The sequence below is a fragment of the Desulfosporosinus meridiei DSM 13257 genome, assembly GCF_000231385.2.
Classification (GTDB): domain Bacteria; phylum Bacillota; class Desulfitobacteriia; order Desulfitobacteriales; family Desulfitobacteriaceae; genus Desulfosporosinus; species Desulfosporosinus meridiei.
The window spans coordinates 3,823,617-3,842,856 of sequence record NC_018515.1; the positions used below are offsets into that span (position 1 = coordinate 3,823,617).

The following is a 19,240-nucleotide window of genomic DNA, read 5'->3' on the forward strand; positions in this document are numbered from 1 at the left end:
CCCACATAATCGGCTCCCACATTACGCTCCAAGCATCAGCTCCTTGCTAGTAATATAGCCTTAGCAAACCCTTGATCCAAAATAAGCACTGCTGAACGCGGCGAAAGTCCTATAGAACATCCCAGCTCTAATTTTGTACCAGTGATTAACACCGGTAGTCTTATATCTTTAGCCCATTGAGTATACTTTTTTTGTGCTCCGTGGGCATCTTCCGCAATAATTAAGAGAAACCCTTTTCGTTTTTTAAGCATGGCCTCAATTTGAGCGTCTCCGGAAGCGATTTTTCCAGCTCGTCGTGCAATTCCTACTAATGATTCTATACGTGTATTCAAGAGGATATTTTCCCTTCTAGATTCGCGAAAACTGCAGGGTCCACGTCGACTCCAAAAGCTTTACGAAAACGGCGCTCCTTAACAGCGGCTTGAAAACAGACTGAGTTTGGACAAAGGTAAGCACCACGGCCATTCCGTTTTCCGGTTGGATCTAATTCTACAACCCCCTCCGGAGTTCTCACGACTCGCAAAAGCTCTTTCTTAGGCTTCATTTCTTGGCACCCCAAGCACATCCGCATCGGGACTTTTCGTGTCTTCATTCCCTCACCCCTTCCCTTTGGGTTTTTCGAGAAGCTCATCTGGGTCAAGCAATGTATCCAGATCCTCGGGAAGATCTTCTAATACTAAAGAATCATCCTCATTTGAAAGAAGTTCTTCTTCATATGTTTCAACGTAATTGTCTTCATCTACTTTTGGCTTAGGATCCCTATTTATTATATCCTCTTGATACTCTTGTTCTTCCTGATATTCTTGATAATTATCGGAATCTACGTACTCATCATATTCTGAGTACTCTTCATATTCATCGAACTCGGCGTAAGTATCATACTCTTGCTGCCCTTGAGGAATGATATTGTGGGCAATTGCTTGTGACTCACTCTTTATATCAATTTTCCAACCAGTAAGCTTAGCCGCCAAACGTGCATTTTGCCCTTCTTTACCAATTGCTAATGAAAGCTGATAATCCGGGACTACTACAACAGCAACTTTTTCATTGAGTTTTGGATAGACTTGTAAAACTTTTGCGGGTGATAAGGCATTAGCCACAAATTCTTGAGGATCGATTGAGAAATTTACAATATCAATCTTTTCACCTTTCAATTCTGTGACAATGGTCTGCACACGTACTCCCTTAGGGCCAACACATGCCCCTACAGGATCAACATTTTGGTCACGTGAATGAACCGCGATTTTGGAACGCGCTCCAGCTTCACGTGAGACTCCTTTTATTTCAACAATTCCATCATGAATTTCTGGAACTTCAAGCTCAAACAGACGTTTTATCAACCCCGGATGTGTCCGTGAAAGCATTATTTGAGGTCCCTTTGTCGTTTTTTTCACCTCTACAACATAGGTTTTAATGCGCTCAAACGACTGATATTCCTCCCCAGGTATTTGTTCCTGAGCAGGAAGTACAGCTTCCACCTTTCCTAAATCAACAATGACGTTTTTTTGCTCATAGCGTTGGACAACTCCGGTAACAATATCCCCTTCACGATTGACAAATTCATCATAGATCATACCGCGTTCTGCTTCTCTTATGCGTTGAACGACGACCTGCTTCGCTGTTTGAGCTGCAATTCGGCCAAATTCACGAGGGGTTACTTCGTATTCAACAATGTCTTCTAGTTGGTAATTAGGATCGAGATTACGAGCCTCTGCCAAACCAACCTGAGTCCGAGGATCCTCCACGATATCTGTAACGGTTTTTCGGGCATAAACTTTAAACTCACCGGTTAAACGATCAATCAGAACTCGCACATTTTGCAATGATCCGAAATTCTTCTTGTATGCGGAAATCAGTGCCGCCTCAATTGCCTCAAATAGAATTTCTGCAGAAATTCCCCGTCCTTTTTCTAATTCATGAAGGGCCTCGATGAACTCCATATTCATTTTTAAATTTTCCTCCTTATTCTGTTGTGCTTAGAAATCAAAAATCCAGTGCCAAATGGGCTTTCTTAACTAAATTGTATGGAATGGCAATATGCTCATCATTGTATTCTAAAACGATCTCATCATTGATTAGTCCAATAAGATTTCCAGAAAACTTTTTAAACCCCTTAAAGGGTGATGTTGTATGAACCATAACCATACTTCCCCGAAAACGAACAAAGTCCTCTTCCTTTTTAAGAGGACGTTCCAGTCCAGGAGAAGACACTTCCAGCATATAGGCTTGAGGGATAGGATTCTTCTGATCAAGCATTTCACTCACAACGTGACTGATAGCTGAACAATCGTCCATGTCCACACCGCCTTCTTTATCTATATAAAGACGCAGATACCAATGCGCACCTTCTTTTAAGTATTCTACATCGACCAATTCCAGGCCCTTTTCTTTTATTAAAGGTTCAACCATAGACCCAATTTGTTTTTCTATTGCCTCACTCATATGAATTCTCTCCTTTAAACGCAACGTATGGACATTTTCCTATAGTCTTACGAAGATGTCCTTAAGTTATACCAACGTTACGAATTGGACAAACGAAGGAGCGGGTTTGAACCCACTCCTTACCATCAAGACTACAAATTTCCTTATATTAATATAGCATATTAGTCATGACTGTGCAACCTGCTGCTAAATTCGAATCATTTAAATTACCCTTTTTTTGCAAAAAAATACTATAAGATGTCCTTGAAACGGCAGCTTAATTTATTCTTTGAGTGATCTGGTCAATTATCTTCTGGACGGTGGTATCCAAAGCTTTTTCACTTTTCAATTTGGAAACTGGAATAGAAAATGTAAGAATTCGTTTCCTATTCTTTTTAAGATAAGAGAAAATTATTTGAGCCTCATGAATATCTCTATCAGTCAGTTTGCAATCTTCTTGGAGTTCTGTTGTAAGGTACCCCTTTCTGATTATTTGCACAAAGGATTGCATCATTTCTGCTTTATCTATTTGGGTACTAATAACTTTTCCGCTAAGAAGCAGGTACCCTTTAATCATAAATAATTTGACCTGTGATCTGTCCATAAACTCTATTGCTAAGATATTTCTATTCTTACTTGACTGGTTAACCAGGCGCTGCTTATTAATAACATGGCTAAGCCCTTTGTAATACTCTCTATATTCGGACGCTTTTTCAAATTTAAGATTCTCTATAGCAGTGTCGATCTTGTTCGCTAGATCCTGAATGGTTGTTTGATCCTTTCCGCTTAAAAGCTGCTGAATTCTTTCAATGTGCATCCAGTATTCTTCAGTTTTTACCTGCCCTGTGCAAACACCTAGGCACGAACCTAATTGCATAAAGAGGCAACCGTTATTTCTCTTGACTAATTTCGGGGTAAGACATTTTCTCAAGGGATAAAAGTCATTTAAATACGCTATTACATTCTCCACCCCGTGAGAACTGGTAAATGGACCATAGTATGATCCGCCATTATCCAGGATTTCGTTAGTTATTGTCACCTGAGGGTATTGTTCATCGGCAATTCTTAAGTAAATATACTTTTTGGTATTCTTCATCTGACTGTTATATAGGGGTTTGAGTTCTTTAATTAAACGACACTCTTCAATGAAGGCATCTAATTCCGTATCAGTAATTTGATAATGAAATGAATGAATGTGTTTTATCATATCAGCGACCTTCGGATCCCTATCCTTTTGGTCATAGAAATACTGAGACACCCTGCTTTTCAAATTTTTAGCCTTACCGACATAAATAATATTTCCCAATGAATCGTACATCATATAGACCCCTGGGCTTTGAGGAAGTTGCTTGAGTTTTTCTTTCAAAATAATTCTCTCCAAAGCTTATTTCCAATGTACTTGTAGTATATCACATGACTTTGGAGCATTAGTAATGATCATAACCTTTCTTGCTATGGTTATTTTACTACAAGAACTGGACAAGTCGCATATTTAATGACTGAATAGCTTATACTTCTAAATCCAGCTAACAGACAAAATAGTTTATTATCTATTACAATAAGATCTGCTCTTTCCTCTGCCGCCATTTTAATGATTAAAGTGGTCGGATCACCCGTTGCAGCTCTTTTATCAACAGCGTCAGGCGGAATACCCATACCCGCTATTATATCCTTTAGGATATCTAGGGCATTACTATTTTCTAAAGGTACATACTTTCTTAGAGGCCCTAACCCAAAATTCAAGTAAAGAGGAATGATGGGGTTTATATAAACAACAATGGGCCTAGAGCCAGTTTGTTGGGCTAACTTTATTGCATGGATTAAGGCATTTTTGGAATGTCCAGCGGAATCCACTGGAACTACAATTCTATAGTACATAATCTGCCCTATTTAATCCAAAGATTCATATCTTCAAAAGAACCAGCAATATCGCAGTTGTTTATTAAACGACCTTGAAATCTGTATCCTAGTTTGTGAAATACTCTGTTCATCCCATAAGACTGTGCTCGTGCAAGAGTAAATAGGTTTAACGTTTGATGCTTTAGTACCTCATTTTCTAAAATGCCCAATAAACGTTCTGTTAGGGAATTTCCTCTATACTCTTCTAACGTTGCGCAATCCGTCATCTCGCAACGATTGAATTCTTTGTCCGGATATGCAGCGGCAACACTTATTAGCTTCTTTTCAATAAACGCCCCAGCAAAAATATTACCATCTTTTATTAAGGCTCTAATATATTGAGGGTCTTCCACAGGAGAGGGATAACTTTCAAAAACCCGGGTTAATAGTTCAGATATTTGTTCTCCAAAGGATTGATTTAAGAGTTTCAACCTTATTCCTTCGGATAAACTTGACAGACGTCGAATAGGTTCAGTCCGAACACTATCAACAATATCGTTTTCGGTCTGTAATTTGTCGGAAACCGCCCTAGCAGGATTTACATAATAGGCCAAGCTAATAGCAAACTCCTCAAAGTTATCTCTGAAAAGACTTCCTTCCGTACGAAAGCCGAATCCTAGAAATTCCGGTACATCAGCTGGTAAGGCCCAAAGCCATATTTTTTCCAGCTTCTTATCGACCGCTAATTCAATCAGTTCTCTGCTGAAGAAAGCTGGTTTTATTCCTCGTAAATAGCCGTTAACAACCAGCCGTTTATTCCTTTCATCCACGATAATATGACTTGAGGAACTTACCAAGCTCATCATATTAAGCATTTGTGCCACCTCCACCGGAAACCTTTTTTCTTCTCTGCTCTCTGCTATTCTCTTGAGGCGTAAGGCTAATCCTTTCGCCCTTTAGAAGCTTAACCAAGCCAATCTTGTGATTTTTCTTACTGATACAGGAGTCAGCACACGTCTTGCAACGGCTTTCTTTGTCATCAGGTTCCTGGTATACACTAATGACCCCTTCATAATTGCGTAAAATCACTTTGTCATTGGATTGAGAAATCAAGTAGTTGGGCTGTAGGGGAATTTTTCCTCCACCTCCCGGTGCATCAACAACAAATGTTGGGACTGCGAAACCAGAGGTATGTCCCCTAAGCATTTCTATGATTTCTATGCCGGTACTGACAGAGGTACGGAAATGTTCGATACCACAAGATAAATCGCACTGATACAAATAATAAGGTCTAACTCGGTATTTGACCAGTTCATGAACCAGCTTTTTCATAACTACTGGACAATCGTTGATCCCCTTAAGTAAAACCGATTGGTTTCCAAGGGGTATACCAGAATTAGCTAGTTTGTTGAGAGCATTTCGTGCTTCAAGAGTAAGCTCTTGAGGGTGATTAAAGTGTGTGTTGATCCAAATCGGTTGGTATCTCTGCAAAACTTCGATGAGATGATCTGTAATGCGCATAGGAAGTACTACCGGAGTTCTCGTTCCAATCCTGATAATTTCAACATGGGGAATAGAACGAAGATTAGAAAGTATATAGTCTAAACGCTCATCCGACAATGTAAAGGGATCTCCTCCTGATATTAAAACATCTCGAATTTGTGTGTTGGAACGGATATATTCAAGGGCAAGCTTGAAGCGATTTAATGGTAAAGCCTTATCCGTTTGCCCTGCCATTCTTCTTCTGGTGCAATGTCTGCAGTACATTGAGCATTGATCTGTTACCAAGAGTAATACTCTGTCAGGATAACGGTGTGTCAATCCCGGTACAGGAGAATCGGCTTCTTCATGTAACGGGTCTTCTAAATCACAGGAGGACTTATTTAATTCAAGAATTGACGGAATTGCTTGTTTTCTGATAGGGCAGGTTGGGTTCTGTGGATTCATAAGTGAAAAGTAGTATGGAGTAATTGCCATACGAAAATTTTCCAGACACTTCCCAATTTGATCAGCCTCCTCTGCCGGAAGAGACATAGATTTAAGTAATTCTTTATGACTCGTAATTCGATTAGACATTTGCCAATTCCAATCATTCCATTGGCTGTCATTAATATTAGGCCATATCGTTTCCCGTTGCTTATTCATTCTTCTACCTCCTCGTCTGGTTACCTGAAAGTTAATACAGGATAGCGCAGGCTTCGGTTTACACAAAGAAATTGAGCGCCAAAAATACAAACAACTGACAACTTTCTATATAAGAATAAGTTGTTGGTAAATAATTGTCAACTAAAAGTTTTGTAGAATTATAGGTGCTTTAAAATATACAATTATTGGTCATAGTATGGTATACTATAACCACTAACAACTTAATATTTATTTACAAGTTGTTAGAATATCAACCTAAAATTTGCTCAGTCTTAATCGGAGGTGGTTCTATTGCTCTTATAGAAAGCGGGAATACATGATCCTTATCAAATAGGTATATAGGAGGTAGAAAGAATGAAAAAGTATAGAGGGCTTGTCCTTTTAACACTAGCATTGCTGGTGATCACTGGCTGTGGTACATCAAAAAGTAATTCTGAACCAACCCCTACAGCAACCTTAGATCGGATTAAGGCTGATGGAAAAATAACCTTTGCTATGAGCGGCCAGTATCCCCCTTTTAATTATTTTAATGAGCAAAATAAGCTTACAGGTTTTGATGTGGAAATAGGACAGGAGATTGCTAAAAGAATTAATGTAAATTCAGATCCCATCGCAACCGAATGGGATGGGATTATTGCCGGATTAACAACAAGCAAATTTGATATGATTTTGGGAAGTATGGCCATTACAGACGAGCGACTTGAGAAGGTAAATTTTAGCACACCTTATTACCGATCAGGTGCTCAAGTTATTGTGCCCTCGGACTCGAACATCAGTGGAGCCGCTGATCTCAAGGGCAAAAAGGTTGGGGTTGTGCTTGGTACTACATTTGAAACGAAAGCACGGGAATTGGGTGCCACTGTAAATACCTACAAAGGAGACCCAGACGCCTTTAACGATATGCTTAATGGTAGACTCGATGCCGTGATTACAGACAAAATTGTAGGTCTAAATGCGATTAAGAAAAATAATTATCCGTATAAACTGGTAGGAGATTTGTTATATGTTGAAAAAATGGGGATAGCGATTCGTAAAGATAGTCCAAAATTGCTTGAAGCCGTAAATAACGCCCTCACAGAAATGATGGATGATGGAACCTATAAACAGATTAGTGAAAAGTATTTCAATCAGGATATCCGTTAAAATACTTAGATCTTAAAGTGGTTTATATACTGGCACCAATTTTAAGTGATAACCACATATAAATAGAAGCCTGAGACTAGGCATATTCGGCAAAGGGGTGCGCATTGAGCATACTGGAGGTAATTGGTTATGAATCTCGATTTTAGTGTCATCATTAAATATCTTCCCTTTTTATTGCAAGGAGCAGGTTTAACTATAGAACTCGCAGTACTGGGAATTGCTTTCGGTATCTTTATTGGCATAATTGCAGCACTTTTAAAGATATCCCATACTCCTCTGCGATATGTTGCTCACTTTTACATTTGGTTGGTTCGAGGAACCCCTTTGCTGGTTCAGCTATTTCTCATTTATTTTGGTTTGCCGCAACTTGGAATTACCTTAAGTGCTTTTGCTTCTTCGGTATTAGGACTGGGAATTAACAGTGGAGCTTATCTAGCAGAGGTCTTTCGGGGTGGAATAGAAGCAATTCCTAAAGGACAAACTGAAGCTTCTTTATCACTTGGAATGGGAAAATTTTTGACTATGCGCAGAATTATCTTTCCACAAGCCTTGCGAATTTCAATTCCCTCATTAGGCAATCAGTTTATCATCTCTCTTAAAGATTCATCGCTATGTTCCGTAATCACTATGTCGGAACTTCTTCAAACTTCGCAACGTTTTGCCAGTGTTACTTTTGGTTCTTTGGAGTTCTACACTACCGCTGCTCTCCTCTATTTGTTGATGACAACTGTTATTTCAGCAGTATTACGCAGCCTAGAATGGAGATTATCTAAAGAAAATAGGACAAGGGCGTGTTGATAATGGAATTAACAAAAATAAATGAAAAGTCAATGATCAATGTAAACTGTTTAGTCAAAGACTTCGGTAATCATAGGGTTATTAACGGCATTAATGCTACAGTGTCTCCGGGTGAGGTTGTTGTACTGATCGGAGCAAGTGGTTCGGGAAAAAGTACTTTTCTGCGCTGTTTAAATGGGCTTGAGGCCTTAACTTCGGGTGAAATATTGATTGATAGCGTCCCGTTGGAGAGGAACTCCAAAAGTCTTAAGGAGATTCGGCGTCAAGTAGGAATGGTGTTCCAGCAGTTCAATCTGTTTCCCCACCTAACGGTCTTGGAAAATATCATTGAAGCACCTATTCATGTACTTAATCGACCAAAGAGCAAAGCAATCAAAGATGCCCAGGAGTTACTTTCTAAGGTCGGACTTTTCGATAAACAGAACTGTTACCCTGGGACATTGTCTGGTGGCCAGGGTCAAAGAGTTGCCATTGCGCGAGCACTAGCAATGCAGCCAAAAATAATGCTTTTTGATGAGCCTACCTCAGCCCTTGATCCTGAGTTGGTGGGGGAAGTTCTTTCTGTTATGAAGCAGTTAGCCGAAGATGGAATGACTATGGTTGTCGTAACCCACGAAATGGGGTTTGCCAAAGAAGTCGCGGACAGGGTAATTTTCATTGACGAAGGCCGGATCGTAGAGGAAGGCTCACCTACTCAGATTTTCGGAAACCCTCAAGAAACACGCACTCAAACTTTCCTTGGTAGGTTGAGTCATTAACTACTCGACCTGTTTTATACTACAACATATCAAGTGGTTGCAACATTAGTCGACTACCTGATTTAATAGTATCTGTAGCTACTCCCCCTTGTGTGAGGGCTTTTCTAAATATATTGCTCTAAGTGCACCAATTCAAAAAACGACCTTTCAGGTCGTTTTTTGAAAAATATTTTAAGTTTCCTAAAGTATGCTATTTTTTTATAACCGGAATGGGATCCTTTGAAACCTCGTCTAAATTATCCTCCCACAGATACTTTTTTGTTTCTGAGACGATAACTCCACTTAAGAGCAACAGGGAAACGAGGTTTGGTATAGCCATTAATGCGTTCATAGCATCTGCCATATCCCAGACCAGTTGAAGAGTCATTATGGACCCCAGGAATACAGCAAGTACCCAGACCCCGCGGTATGGCATAATTGCAGCTTTTCCGAACAAGTATTCAATCGCTCTTTCTCCATAATATGACCACCCGAGAATGGTTGAAAACACGAAAGTTAAAAGTCCAACTGTTAAGACAATGGGGCCAACTACGGGTATTTGAGCAAAGGCAATTTTCGTTAGCGCGGCACCTTTTAATCCTTCTGTAGCAGCAGGATTGCTCATAATGCTGCTCACTACAACGATACCAGTCATTGCACAGACCACAACAGTATCCCAGAAGGTTCCGGTTGCTGAGACCAAAGCTTGGCGAACTGGATTTCTAGTTTGAGCCGCTGCTGCCACAATGGGGGCAGACCCTAATCCTGACTCATTGGAGAACAGCCCTCGGGCAATACCGTAGCGTGCTGCCATCATAATCGACGCTCCAATAAAGCCACCGCCCGCTGCTTGAGGAGTGAAGGCGGATTTAAAAATCAGGCTGATTGCTGGTATTACGAATGAAGAATTTAGAACTAAAATAATAATACAACCAATTACATAGAATATTGCCATGAATGGCACGAGCATTTCACACACTCGGGCAATGGACTTAACCCCCCCAATAATAACAAAGCCGGTGAGAGCAGCCATTACACCACCAGTGATATATGGCGAAATATTAAAGCTCTCATTAACCATAGCGGCAATGGAATTAGCTTGGACCGTATTTCCAATTCCAAAAGCCGCGATGGCTGTAAAAATACAAAATAAGACCGCCAGCCACTTTTGACCCAAACCATTTTCCAAAGCATACATAGGTCCACCAAGCATTGTCCCATCTGAGGTCTTAACTCTATACTTTACCGATAACAGAGCCTCAGAGTACTTAGTAGCAATACCAAAGACTCCCGTTAGCCAGCACCATAGAACAGCGCCTGGGCCTCCCAGAGCTACGGCAGTAGAAACCCCTACGATATTACCCGTACCTATTGTTGCTGCTAATGCTGTGGTGAGTGCCCCGAACTGGCTTACATCTCCCTCAGAAGACGTATCTTTCGTTAAGGAAAGCTTAATGGCTTTAATAATGTGTTTTTGGATGAAGCGAGTACGAAAGGTTAGAAATAAGTGCGTACCGAAAAGTAAGATGAGCATTGGGGGACCCCAGAGGTAATCGTTTAGCCAGATGATAGCGTTGTGAAATGATTCCATGTCGTTTTTCCTCCTCCGTTAATATAATACCTTTGTGGATTGCTGCTAATGCGCTCCATCTATATATAAAAAGAGCCAAATCTTGCGATTTGACTCTGGATTTAAGTAGTAAATAGTACAAGTTTATGGAGAGATCACAAATGTGTCTGACCATTAAACTTCAATACTCTGTCCTTTTGCCTGAGAGATTAGCAAAGCATTTTGCGTTGCCCCTTCGGCGCCCATTAATGGATCTCTCCAGAGTCCTGTCAATTTGCGGTCCTGCTTAAATTTAAGCTCCTGAAAGTACAACCTCTTCGGCAGGCAAATTTGCCTATCTCCCGTAAATATCATCCAGTAATTATTTAGTTAAGTTTTTAGTGAGCTAACTTATATTATAATTTTAATTTAGAAATTATTCAATGATTTGCCAAAAAATTTATAAGGATTTAGCAAGTCAATCTACCCTGACTATAACGCATCTTAAATAGGGCAGATTAACTTAATTTAAAAGTTTTTCTAACTTCTATGCTTCACACACGGGATGCTCCCGTAAGCTTTAGTTATATTGTAGAGCTTTTTCAATTCTTGTTTTTACCTGTTGTGAGAGATCCTCAACCCGCACGAGGTGAGTATCACCAGATTTTCGTTCTTTGAGTTCAACTTGACCATTGGCCAAGGTTTTACTTCCTAAAGTTACCCTTATTGGATAACCTACTAAATCTGCATCCTTAAATTTCACGCCGGCACGTTCATCTCGATCATCCAGAATGACTTCGACTCTTAAATCTTTTAACTCTTGATAAAGTTTCTCAGCAGTTTCAACAACCAAGGAATCCTTATTACTGGTTGGTATAATTATACAATGGTATGGAGCAATTGGCATTGGCCAAATAATTCCGTTTTCGTCGTGGTTTTGTTCAATGGCTGCGGCAATTGTTCTGCTTACCCCAACGCCGTAACAACCCATCACACAGCTTTTTTCGACTCCGTTCTCATCTAAAAAGTTCGCACCAAGTGCTTTGCTGTATTTGGTTCCAAGCTTGAATACTTGACCAACTTCAATTCCTCTGGCCTCTTTAAGTGGAGCTCCACATTTAAGACAGGCTTCACCCTGTTCCACCATTCTTAAATCAAGAACCTCGTCTATACGGATATCTTTGCCGGGTACAACATCTACATAGTGATGATCCGGTTTATTCGCTCCACAGACCCCTTTCTTCATCAGGGGAACTTCTTGATCAGCAACTACCAAAAGTCCATCAGGTGCTCCGACTGGCCCTACAGACCCAGGTTCACACCCCAAAGTCTGCTGAACTAACTCAGATGAGGCAAGTTGAAGGGACACAAATCCACCTAAAGCGTTATTCAGTTTTATTTCATTGAGCGTGCGATCCCCACGTATTAACACCAAAAAGATTCTATCATCCCCTTGGTAGAGCAACGACTTTATGGTGGAACTCTTCGGTACTGCCAAAAACTCACTGAGGTCTTCAATGGTCTTTACTCCCGGTGTAGACACTAACTTACTCTTTCCTTCCGGAAATGCATCGTCAATTACCTGAGGGCGACACTCAGATTTCTCCATATTAGCTGCATAATCACACCCTGAACAATGAACGACGGCATTCTCTCCGGAATCAGCAAGAACCATAAATTCATGGGTTCCCCCTGTACCTCCAATGGCACCAGCATCTGCTTCAACAGGACGGAAAGTTAAACCACAGCGGGAAAAAATTCTACAATAAGCGTCATACATTTTTTTATAACTTTCATGGAGTCCAGCCTCGTCACGGTCAAAGGAATAGAGGTCTTTCATAACAAATTCACGGCCACGCATTAATCCAAAGCGAGGACGCCGCTCGTCCCGATATTTATTTTGTATTTGATAAAGAAGCATTGGGAGCTGTTTATAAGACCGAATTTCCCCCCGAACTAGGTCTGTGATAATTTCTTCGTGGGTTGGACCTAGACAGAACTCACGATTATGACGATCTTTTAGCCGAAATAACTCTGCACCATAAACATCCCAACGACCACTTTCTTTCCATAGTTCAGCCGGTTGCATAATTGGCATAAGGACTTCCTGTCCGCCTTTGGCATCCATTTCCTCTCTGACAATAGCTTCAATCTTTTTTAAGACTTTTAATCCTAAAGGCAAATAAGTGTAAAATCCGGAGGCCGACTTGCGAATTAAGCCTGCCCGGAGCATTAACTGATGGCTGATAACTTCTGCTTCAGCAGGTACTTCCCGAAGTGTAGGATTTAATAATTGACTGACGAGCATTGTGTCCATTCCCTTCTATATCATCTATTTATTTTTGTAAGTAAGTATGATAGCTAATTCACTGAGGCTATCGTTTCTGGTGTTCTTTAACATACTCTTCAATTTCGTGAAGCAAGGCTGCCAGTAACTCATGTTCTGGAAGGCGAGCAACTATCTCCCCCTTGCGAAATAAAAGCCCCATACCCTTTCCACCGGCAATCCCGTAATCGGCTTCACGAGCCTCGCCAGGCCCGTTGACTGCGCACCCCATAACCGCTACCTTTAACGGCTTGTCCAGGGGGGGAAGTTGAGCTAGCCGTTCCTCGACTTGCTCTGCCAATCCGGCCAGATCAACTTGAGTTCGACCACAGGTTGGGCAACTGATTAACTCTACACTACGCTGCCGCAAGCCTAAGGTATGTAAGATTTCTAAAGCCACGGGGATTTCTCGTACGGGATCACCGGTTAATGATACCCGAATGGTATCCCCTATGCCTTCGGCTAAAAGAGTACCAATTCCTATTGCCGATTTCACTACCCCGGAACTTACCGTCCCGGCTTCTGTAACCCCTAAATGCAAAGGATACTCGGTAACTTCGTGGATCTTTCGATAGGCTTCAAGCATTAAAGGAACAGAGGATGCTTTTAGAGAGACCTTAATTTTATCATATCCCTCGTCTTCCAGAAGACGAATATGTCCTAAAGCACTTTCGACCATTCCCTCGGCAGTAGGCCCCCCGTACTTTTCCAGGAGTTCCTTTTCTAACGAGCCGGCGTTAACTCCGATCCGAATAGGGATTTGCCGTTCCTTAACTGCCCTAACAACCTCTTGCACCTTCCAGCGGGCTCCAATATTCCCCGGATTCAACCTTAGGCCATGAACCCCTTGCTCAACTGCTTGAATAGCCAAACGGTAATCGAAATGTATGTCAGCGATTACAGGGAGTGAGCTATCAACTGCAATTATCTTTAAGGCCTCACCCGCATCCTGATCTAGAACTGCCAGTCGCACAATCTCACACCCAGCTTTCGCTAAAGAATGAATCTGGGCAAGTGTGCTGACAGTGTCTCTGGTATCCGTATTAGTCATAGATTGTATAACGATCGGAGCCCCTCCGCCTACTTTTATAGATCCAACCTGCACAGCTTTGGTGCTTTTTCTGTGAATCATGAATTCCGTTCCCCCTGTATATCAATCAAGGCAAGATCTAACCTGCTTTAACAAACAAGCGCAAAACATCTTTATAAGTTACAGCCAGCATTAAACCCATAAGCAAGACAAAGCCCACCAAATGGATCATATTTTCCTTTTCAGGATTAAGAGGTTTGCCTCTCAAACCTTCAATTAAAAGAAAAACCAGTCTGCTTCCATCAAGTGCCGGTATAGGAAAAAGGTTAATGAGACCTAGTTGAATACTCAAAACACCTGTTAACCCTAATAAATTAGAGAAACCTTCTTTAGCACCCTCTCCAATAACCTGGGCTATCATCACCGGGCCACCCACGTCTGCAGGAATTTTTCCAGTGATCATTTGTACTAAGGTTACAACGATCAGCTTAGTAAAATCAACGGATCGTTCAATTCCGACTCTTGTTGCCTCGATGATTGAGGCGTGAACATAAGTAACTTCAGGTGCGATCCCTATCATTCCGTGCCCTGTCTGAGCATCCTTTTCGGTCTTTACAGAAACAGTATGACGTTGCTGATCGGCACCTCTCTGGATAGTAAGGTTTATCACTTGCTCTGGTTTAGAATGAATTACTTCAGTTAAACGTGTCCAGTCTGGCGTTGGGTCTTGATTGACAGCAATAATTCTATCCCCAGCAAGGAGGCCAGATGCTGCAGCCGGCTTATCTTTGAGTAATGAGCCAATCGTGTTAGTATTGCTCTGAGCCGGAATCCCCATGTAAGCAAAAACACTGACAAACATAACAATTGCCAATACAAAATTCATAATAGGACCGGCAGCTATTACCGCCATGCGTTGCCATATAGGCTTGTTCATGAAACTTCTGGCGTCTTTGTTTGAGGCAATTACTGCTTGACCATTATCATTGATTTCCGGATCCATACCATGAAGTTTGACAAACCCCCCAAGAGGAACAATCCGTAGAGAATAAAGTGTTTCTTTCCCCTGATAACCCACGATTTTCGGACCAAAACCAAAGCTAAACTCAATTACCTTAACTCCAATCCACTTTGCGACAATATAGTGTCCAAATTCGTGAATCATGACCATGCTTCCAAAGACAAAAACAATGGCTAGTGTCGTTAACACTTTAACCCCCCCTTATCGATATTCGCGGCTCCATATCAGAACCTGGTTCGTAATTCGTGGATCGAAAGGTTTATAATTTGCTTCCACTGAATGATATTTATGTGCCAAGATTTAATTTAGAAATTGTGTGTTGTTAATCTTTTAGAACCCAGAAATTAATTCTTCGGCCCGTTGACGAGCCCAATTATCTGCATCGAGTATACTTCCCAGATCCAGATTATCTAAAACATAATGTTCCGAGCAGACTTTTTTAACGATATTTATAATTGCCGGATAAGAAACCTTCTTTTGGAGAAATGCTAAAACTACAACCTCATTAGCCGCATTCATTACAGCTGGGAGAGTTCCCCCTCGTCGACCAACTTGATACGCTAAAGCCAGGGCCGGAAAGGCTTCAAAATCCGGCTCATGGAATGTCAAGGTTTTCCCCCGAAGATTAAGTCGCTCAAAGGGATTTTTCCATCGTGTTGGGTAACTTAAAGCATATTGAATTGGCAATCGCATATCCGGCCTGCCTAACTGAGCTAGTACGGAACCATCCTGATATTCGACCATAGAGTGGATTACACTCTGTGGATGAATGAGAACTTCTATTGCATCATACTCCAAGGCAAACAAATGATGGGCCTCAATGACTTCCAATCCTTTATTCATCATTGTTGAAGAATCAATAGTAATTTTTGCACCCATTTCCCAGTTTGGATGGCAAAGTGCTTTCTCCAAAGTAACAGTGTCTAACTTTTCCTTTGTCCACCCAAAGAAAGGACCTCCCGAAGCCGTCAAAATAATTTTTTCGATTGTTTCAGGACTTTCTTCTAAACACTGAAATATGGCTGAATGCTCACTGTCCACAGGTAGTATTTTACAGCCGTTTTTTTCAGCCGCGGACATTACCAAATCTCCGCCGGCCACTAAGGTCTCTTTATTGGCAAGGGCAATAGTTTTTCCTGCTGCAATTGCAGATAGCGTAGGTTCCAACCCTACTCTGCCTGATAGGGCGGTAACAACTATATCGACTTTCTCAGCAACAACAGAATTAATTATTCCTTCCATTCCTTGAGCCACTTTGATTGGTAAATCTCTCAACCGACCGCGTAGATCACTGGCAGCAGGTTCATCCATCATTACTACAACTTCAGGTTGAAACAGCCGAGCCTGTTCTTCCATAAGCCGGACATTTTTATCGGCTGCCAAGGCGTAAATTTTAAGGCGTCCTTCGGCATGACTGACAACATCTAATGTTTGCCGCCCTATCGACCCTGTAGACCCTAAGATTGTCAGTGTTTTCAAGACGAATCATCTCTTCCTGCTTATAGCTTATTATATTAATAGAAATTATATCTACAAACTTTTAGTTTTTTGGAGGCCCGAACACACCAACTCTTCGCACAGCTTCATAACATATTACAAAAGCAGGCCCAACAATAAGACCAAACCCTCCTATCAATTGAAGCCCTACATACATTGAAATAAGCGTGGGTAAGGGGTGAATCCCAATTCCTTTAGATAAAATCTTTGGTTCTAAAAATTGTCGTATAGTGACTGTTACAATCCACATAACTAAGAGCTTTACCCCTTCTCCCAAAGATCCCATAATAAATAGTCCAATTATCCAGGGGACGAAGAGGATTCCTGTACCCACAACAGGCACAATGTCCAAAATGCCAGCAGTTACCCCTAAAGTTACTGCATAACGATTTCCCATGATTAGTAGTCCTGCAATTGTAGAGAGGGCCGTTACCGAAACTAAAATTGCCTGCGACCTTAAATATCCCACAACAGCGGCTCCCAGATCAGTGCTAATTGCTTGAGCACTTACATGCCATCGTCGTGGAAACAAGTTAGATATAAATCTTCTTACTTCCGGATAACTTGAGCTGATTAGTAATGTGGCAACAATAGAGACCACTAATATTATGAATACTCTAGGCAATGCAGTTAAAAACGACAACAAAAGTGAACTGGCAGACTTTGCCCAAGCCTGTAGTGTAGAAGCTAACGATTGAGTCGCTGAAAACAAAGTATCTTGTATTTGAGGATTAACCTCTACAAACCTTTCAGCTGTCTCCACTTGCTTGGAGACCAAATCTACCAGATAGCCATAATTAGGTAAACTGATAGCTAACTCAGACAACTCTGTATAGAGGCGTGCAACAATTATAAAAACAAAAAGACTTAATCCTGCAACTGCAATAAGTAAAGAAAGTATTGCTGCATAAGGTCTTCTAATTCTTACTGCCCTCATTAACCTAACTAGAAGGGGTTCAAGTAAAAAAGCAATGATCAGGGCAATAATGAAGGGTAGAAATGCGCTAAATAACTCGCTAACAACTCCAAAAAAAATCGGTAAGAAATCATGGAAAAAGTATGTAAAAAGTTTTAGGAGGACAAGCAGACTTGTTACTATTGCCAACCTATTGATATTTGCCCATAGAGGGTGTTTTTGAATACTCATTACTTTCACCTCATGACAGCAGTATTATTCCATAGTATACCAACGGTAAGGCAAATATAAGACTATCAAAACGATCTAAAATCCCCCCATGCCCAGGTATAAGGTTCCCTGAATCTTTAACTCCTGCACTGCGTTTTAATGCTGATTCAAATAGATCTCCAATTTGAGCACTAATTCCAATTATTACGCCTATGACAATATAGTTATGCCAAGGTGCTCCTCCGATTATGTGCCAGCTGACAAGGGCTATTATGATACTGAAGACTAAGCCTCCGATGGAACCTTCTATAGTCTTCTTAGGACTTACATTAGGAGCTAAAAGATGCTGACCAAATTGTCTCCCTATAAGATATGCACCGGTATCTGTAGCCCATACCAAAAAAATCGTAAGCATTGTCCACTCGATTCCTCGCGGAAGTTGCCGAAGTAAGTAGAGGTGAGACAGCATGACTACTGCATAAAGAACAGCTAATAAATTAAAATTTGCTTCCGTGAGCTGCGTCTTAGGATATGTTAAGGCAAGGCGTCCCAGGCAAATAAGAAACCAAAATATAAGGGCCGCCATTATCCATTCTTCCCTACCAATGAATAAACTAGTCAGCCACACAGCAGTGGCTGTAGAAGTTTGTATATACCAAGGGGCTACTCCCATCTGAACACCAATTTGTAAAAATTCTCGCAAGGCCAGGAATGTCAATACAGCTATCAAAAATGCTGTATAAGATCCCCCCAAATATATTAAACCCAGTAATAGTGGCGCACCGATAAGTGCACTCATGGTTCGTTTAAACATGTGTTTTCCTCAATCTGTATGTATTCCACCAAAGCGGCGATCCCGTTGTTGGTACGCTTTAATTGCATTAAGTAATGACTTTTCCCCGAAATCGGGCCAAAGCTCCTCGGTAACTACAATTTCAGTATACGCTAACTGCCAGAGCAAGAAATTGCTTAGCCTCATCTCTCCTGAAGTCCGAATCATTAAATCAGGATCAGGCAAACCCTTTGTAAAAAGTGCATCACTAATGCATTTTTCATTAATGTCTTCTATTTTCTGTTTCTGATTTAAAACTTCGTTGCTTATTTTTTTGACAGCATCTATGATTTCTGATCGTCCACCATAGTTTAAGGCAATATTAAGTATAAGGCCCGTATTATTTTGAGTACGTTTAATTGAGTTTTCTAACTCCTTCTGCGCTTCCGAAGGCAGAGCTGAAATACCCCCTATAGCCCGAATAACAACATTATTATGATGAAGTTCTTGCAGTTCTTTTCTTAAGTATTCTGTAAGAAGAGTCATAAGAACACCAACTTCATCCTTTGGCCTACTCCAATTTTCCGTAGAAAATGCATAGACGGTCAAAACCTTAATTCCTAAGTTGGAACAGGTCTTCACAATCTTTCGTAAAGCCTCGACTCCCGCCCGATGTCCCATTGACCGGGGAAGCCCACGCTTTTTAGCCCACCGCCCATTCCCATCCATGATTATGGCAACATGGCGAGGAAGACGTTCGAGCGCAATCTGATCGAGAGAATTCTCTTTATTTTGTTTCCAAGCCTTGAGCCACATCATTTACACCCCTATTTCGA

The 19,240-nt window shown here is 41.0% G+C and carries 19 protein-coding genes and 1 riboswitch; of the genes, 3 read left to right on the top strand and 16 right to left on the bottom strand.

The window, feature by feature from the left end; translation table 11 throughout:
* Positions 1–35: 35 nt before the first annotated feature.
* The 8 genes from DESMER_RS17610 to kamA form a co-directional block, all read right to left on the bottom strand.
* Positions 36–332: a L7Ae/L30e/S12e/Gadd45 family ribosomal protein gene (locus DESMER_RS17610; protein WP_014904414.1), complete on the bottom strand. Its 297-nt coding sequence runs from the start codon at positions 330–332 to the stop codon at positions 36–38.
* Positions 329–592 (bottom strand): RNase P modulator RnpM, encoded by a 264-nt coding sequence (gene rnpM / locus DESMER_RS17615; protein ID WP_014904415.1) that lies wholly within the window; start codon positions 590–592, stop codon positions 329–331. The genes DESMER_RS17610 and rnpM overlap by 4 nt, the downstream gene beginning before the upstream one ends.
* 4 nt (positions 593–596) lie before the next feature.
* Positions 597–1,946 carry a transcription termination factor NusA gene (nusA, locus tag DESMER_RS17620; RefSeq protein WP_014904416.1) on the bottom strand — a complete coding sequence of 450 codons (1,350 nt, stop codon included), beginning with the start codon at positions 1,944–1,946 and terminating at the stop codon, positions 597–599.
* Positions 1,947–1,983: 37 nt separating this feature from the next.
* A complete protein-coding gene (locus tag DESMER_RS17625; RefSeq protein WP_014904417.1) occupies positions 1,984–2,442 on the bottom strand; it encodes a ribosome maturation factor RimP in 459 nt (152 codons plus the stop codon).
* Positions 2,443–2,698: 256 nt separating this feature from the next.
* On the bottom strand, positions 2,699–3,787 hold the full coding sequence (locus DESMER_RS17630) for a GIY-YIG nuclease family protein (RefSeq protein WP_014904418.1): 1,089 nt from the start codon (positions 3,785–3,787) through the stop codon (positions 2,699–2,701).
* Positions 3,788–3,879: 92 nt separating this feature from the next.
* A complete protein-coding gene (locus DESMER_RS17635) occupies positions 3,880–4,299 on the bottom strand; it encodes a universal stress protein (RefSeq protein WP_014904419.1) in 420 nt (139 codons plus the stop codon).
* 8 nt (positions 4,300–4,307) lie between these two features.
* Positions 4,308–5,135, bottom strand: a complete 828-nt coding sequence (gene ablB / locus DESMER_RS17640; RefSeq protein WP_014904420.1) for a putative beta-lysine N-acetyltransferase — start codon at positions 5,133–5,135, stop codon at positions 4,308–4,310.
* Complete coding sequence (gene kamA, locus DESMER_RS17645; protein WP_014904421.1) at positions 5,128–6,405, bottom strand: lysine 2,3-aminomutase; 1,278 nt, start codon at positions 6,403–6,405, stop codon at positions 5,128–5,130. The genes ablB and kamA overlap by 8 nt, the downstream gene beginning before the upstream one ends.
* Positions 6,406–6,759: 354 nt before the next feature.
* Here kamA and DESMER_RS17650 point away from each other — a divergent pair, with 354 nt between their 5' ends.
* The 3 genes from DESMER_RS17650 to DESMER_RS17660 all read left to right on the top strand — a co-directional run bounded on the left by DESMER_RS17650 (position 6,760) and on the right by DESMER_RS17660 (position 9,104).
* Positions 6,760–7,548, top strand: coding sequence for an ABC transporter substrate-binding protein (locus DESMER_RS17650; RefSeq protein WP_014904422.1), 789 nt, complete (start codon positions 6,760–6,762; stop codon positions 7,546–7,548).
* 129 nt (positions 7,549–7,677) lie between these two features.
* Positions 7,678–8,346, top strand: coding sequence for an amino acid ABC transporter permease (locus tag DESMER_RS17655; protein ID WP_014904423.1), 669 nt, complete (start codon positions 7,678–7,680; stop codon positions 8,344–8,346).
* A gap of 32 nt (positions 8,347–8,378) precedes the next feature.
* Positions 8,379–9,104 carry an amino acid ABC transporter ATP-binding protein gene (locus tag DESMER_RS17660; protein ID WP_042334723.1) on the top strand — a complete coding sequence of 242 codons (726 nt, stop codon included), beginning with the start codon at positions 8,379–8,381 and terminating at the stop codon, positions 9,102–9,104.
* Between the two features lie 190 nt (positions 9,105–9,294).
* On the opposite strand, the gene DESMER_RS17665 is transcribed toward DESMER_RS17660, so the two are convergent.
* From DESMER_RS17665 to uppS, 8 genes are all read right to left on the bottom strand, one after another.
* Positions 9,295–10,674: an alanine/glycine:cation symporter family protein gene (locus DESMER_RS17665; protein WP_014904425.1), complete on the bottom strand. Its 1,380-nt coding sequence runs from the start codon at positions 10,672–10,674 to the stop codon at positions 9,295–9,297.
* 158 nt (positions 10,675–10,832) lie between these two features.
* A riboswitch (glycine riboswitch) is annotated at positions 10,833–10,925 on the bottom strand.
* Positions 10,926–11,212: 287 nt separating this feature from the next.
* Positions 11,213–12,940 carry a proline--tRNA ligase gene (locus DESMER_RS17670; protein WP_014904426.1) on the bottom strand — a complete coding sequence of 576 codons (1,728 nt, stop codon included), beginning with the start codon at positions 12,938–12,940 and terminating at the stop codon, positions 11,213–11,215.
* Between the two features lie 67 nt (positions 12,941–13,007).
* Positions 13,008–14,090, bottom strand: a complete 1,083-nt coding sequence (gene ispG, locus DESMER_RS17675) for a flavodoxin-dependent (E)-4-hydroxy-3-methylbut-2-enyl-diphosphate synthase (protein WP_014904427.1) — start codon at positions 14,088–14,090, stop codon at positions 13,008–13,010.
* Between the two features lie 37 nt (positions 14,091–14,127).
* Positions 14,128–15,198 carry an RIP metalloprotease RseP gene (gene rseP, locus DESMER_RS17680; RefSeq protein ID WP_014904428.1) on the bottom strand — a complete coding sequence of 357 codons (1,071 nt, stop codon included), beginning with the start codon at positions 15,196–15,198 and terminating at the stop codon, positions 14,128–14,130.
* A 141-nt stretch (positions 15,199–15,339) separates the two neighbouring features.
* Positions 15,340–16,488 (bottom strand): 1-deoxy-D-xylulose-5-phosphate reductoisomerase, encoded by a 1,149-nt coding sequence (locus DESMER_RS17685; RefSeq protein WP_014904429.1) that lies wholly within the window; start codon positions 16,486–16,488, stop codon positions 15,340–15,342.
* A 61-nt stretch (positions 16,489–16,549) separates the two neighbouring features.
* The gene (gene ytvI / locus DESMER_RS17690; RefSeq protein WP_014904430.1) at positions 16,550–17,653 is read right to left on the bottom strand and encodes a sporulation integral membrane protein YtvI; all 1,104 of its coding nucleotides are present in this window, start codon (positions 17,651–17,653) and stop codon (positions 16,550–16,552) included.
* Positions 17,654–17,663: 10 nt separating this feature from the next.
* The gene (locus DESMER_RS17695; RefSeq protein WP_014904431.1) at positions 17,664–18,446 is read right to left on the bottom strand and encodes a phosphatidate cytidylyltransferase; all 783 of its coding nucleotides are present in this window, start codon (positions 18,444–18,446) and stop codon (positions 17,664–17,666) included.
* Between the two features lie 9 nt (positions 18,447–18,455).
* A complete protein-coding gene (uppS, locus tag DESMER_RS17700) occupies positions 18,456–19,220 on the bottom strand; it encodes an undecaprenyl pyrophosphate synthase (protein WP_042333946.1) in 765 nt (254 codons plus the stop codon).
* Positions 19,221–19,240: the final 20 nt, after the last annotated feature.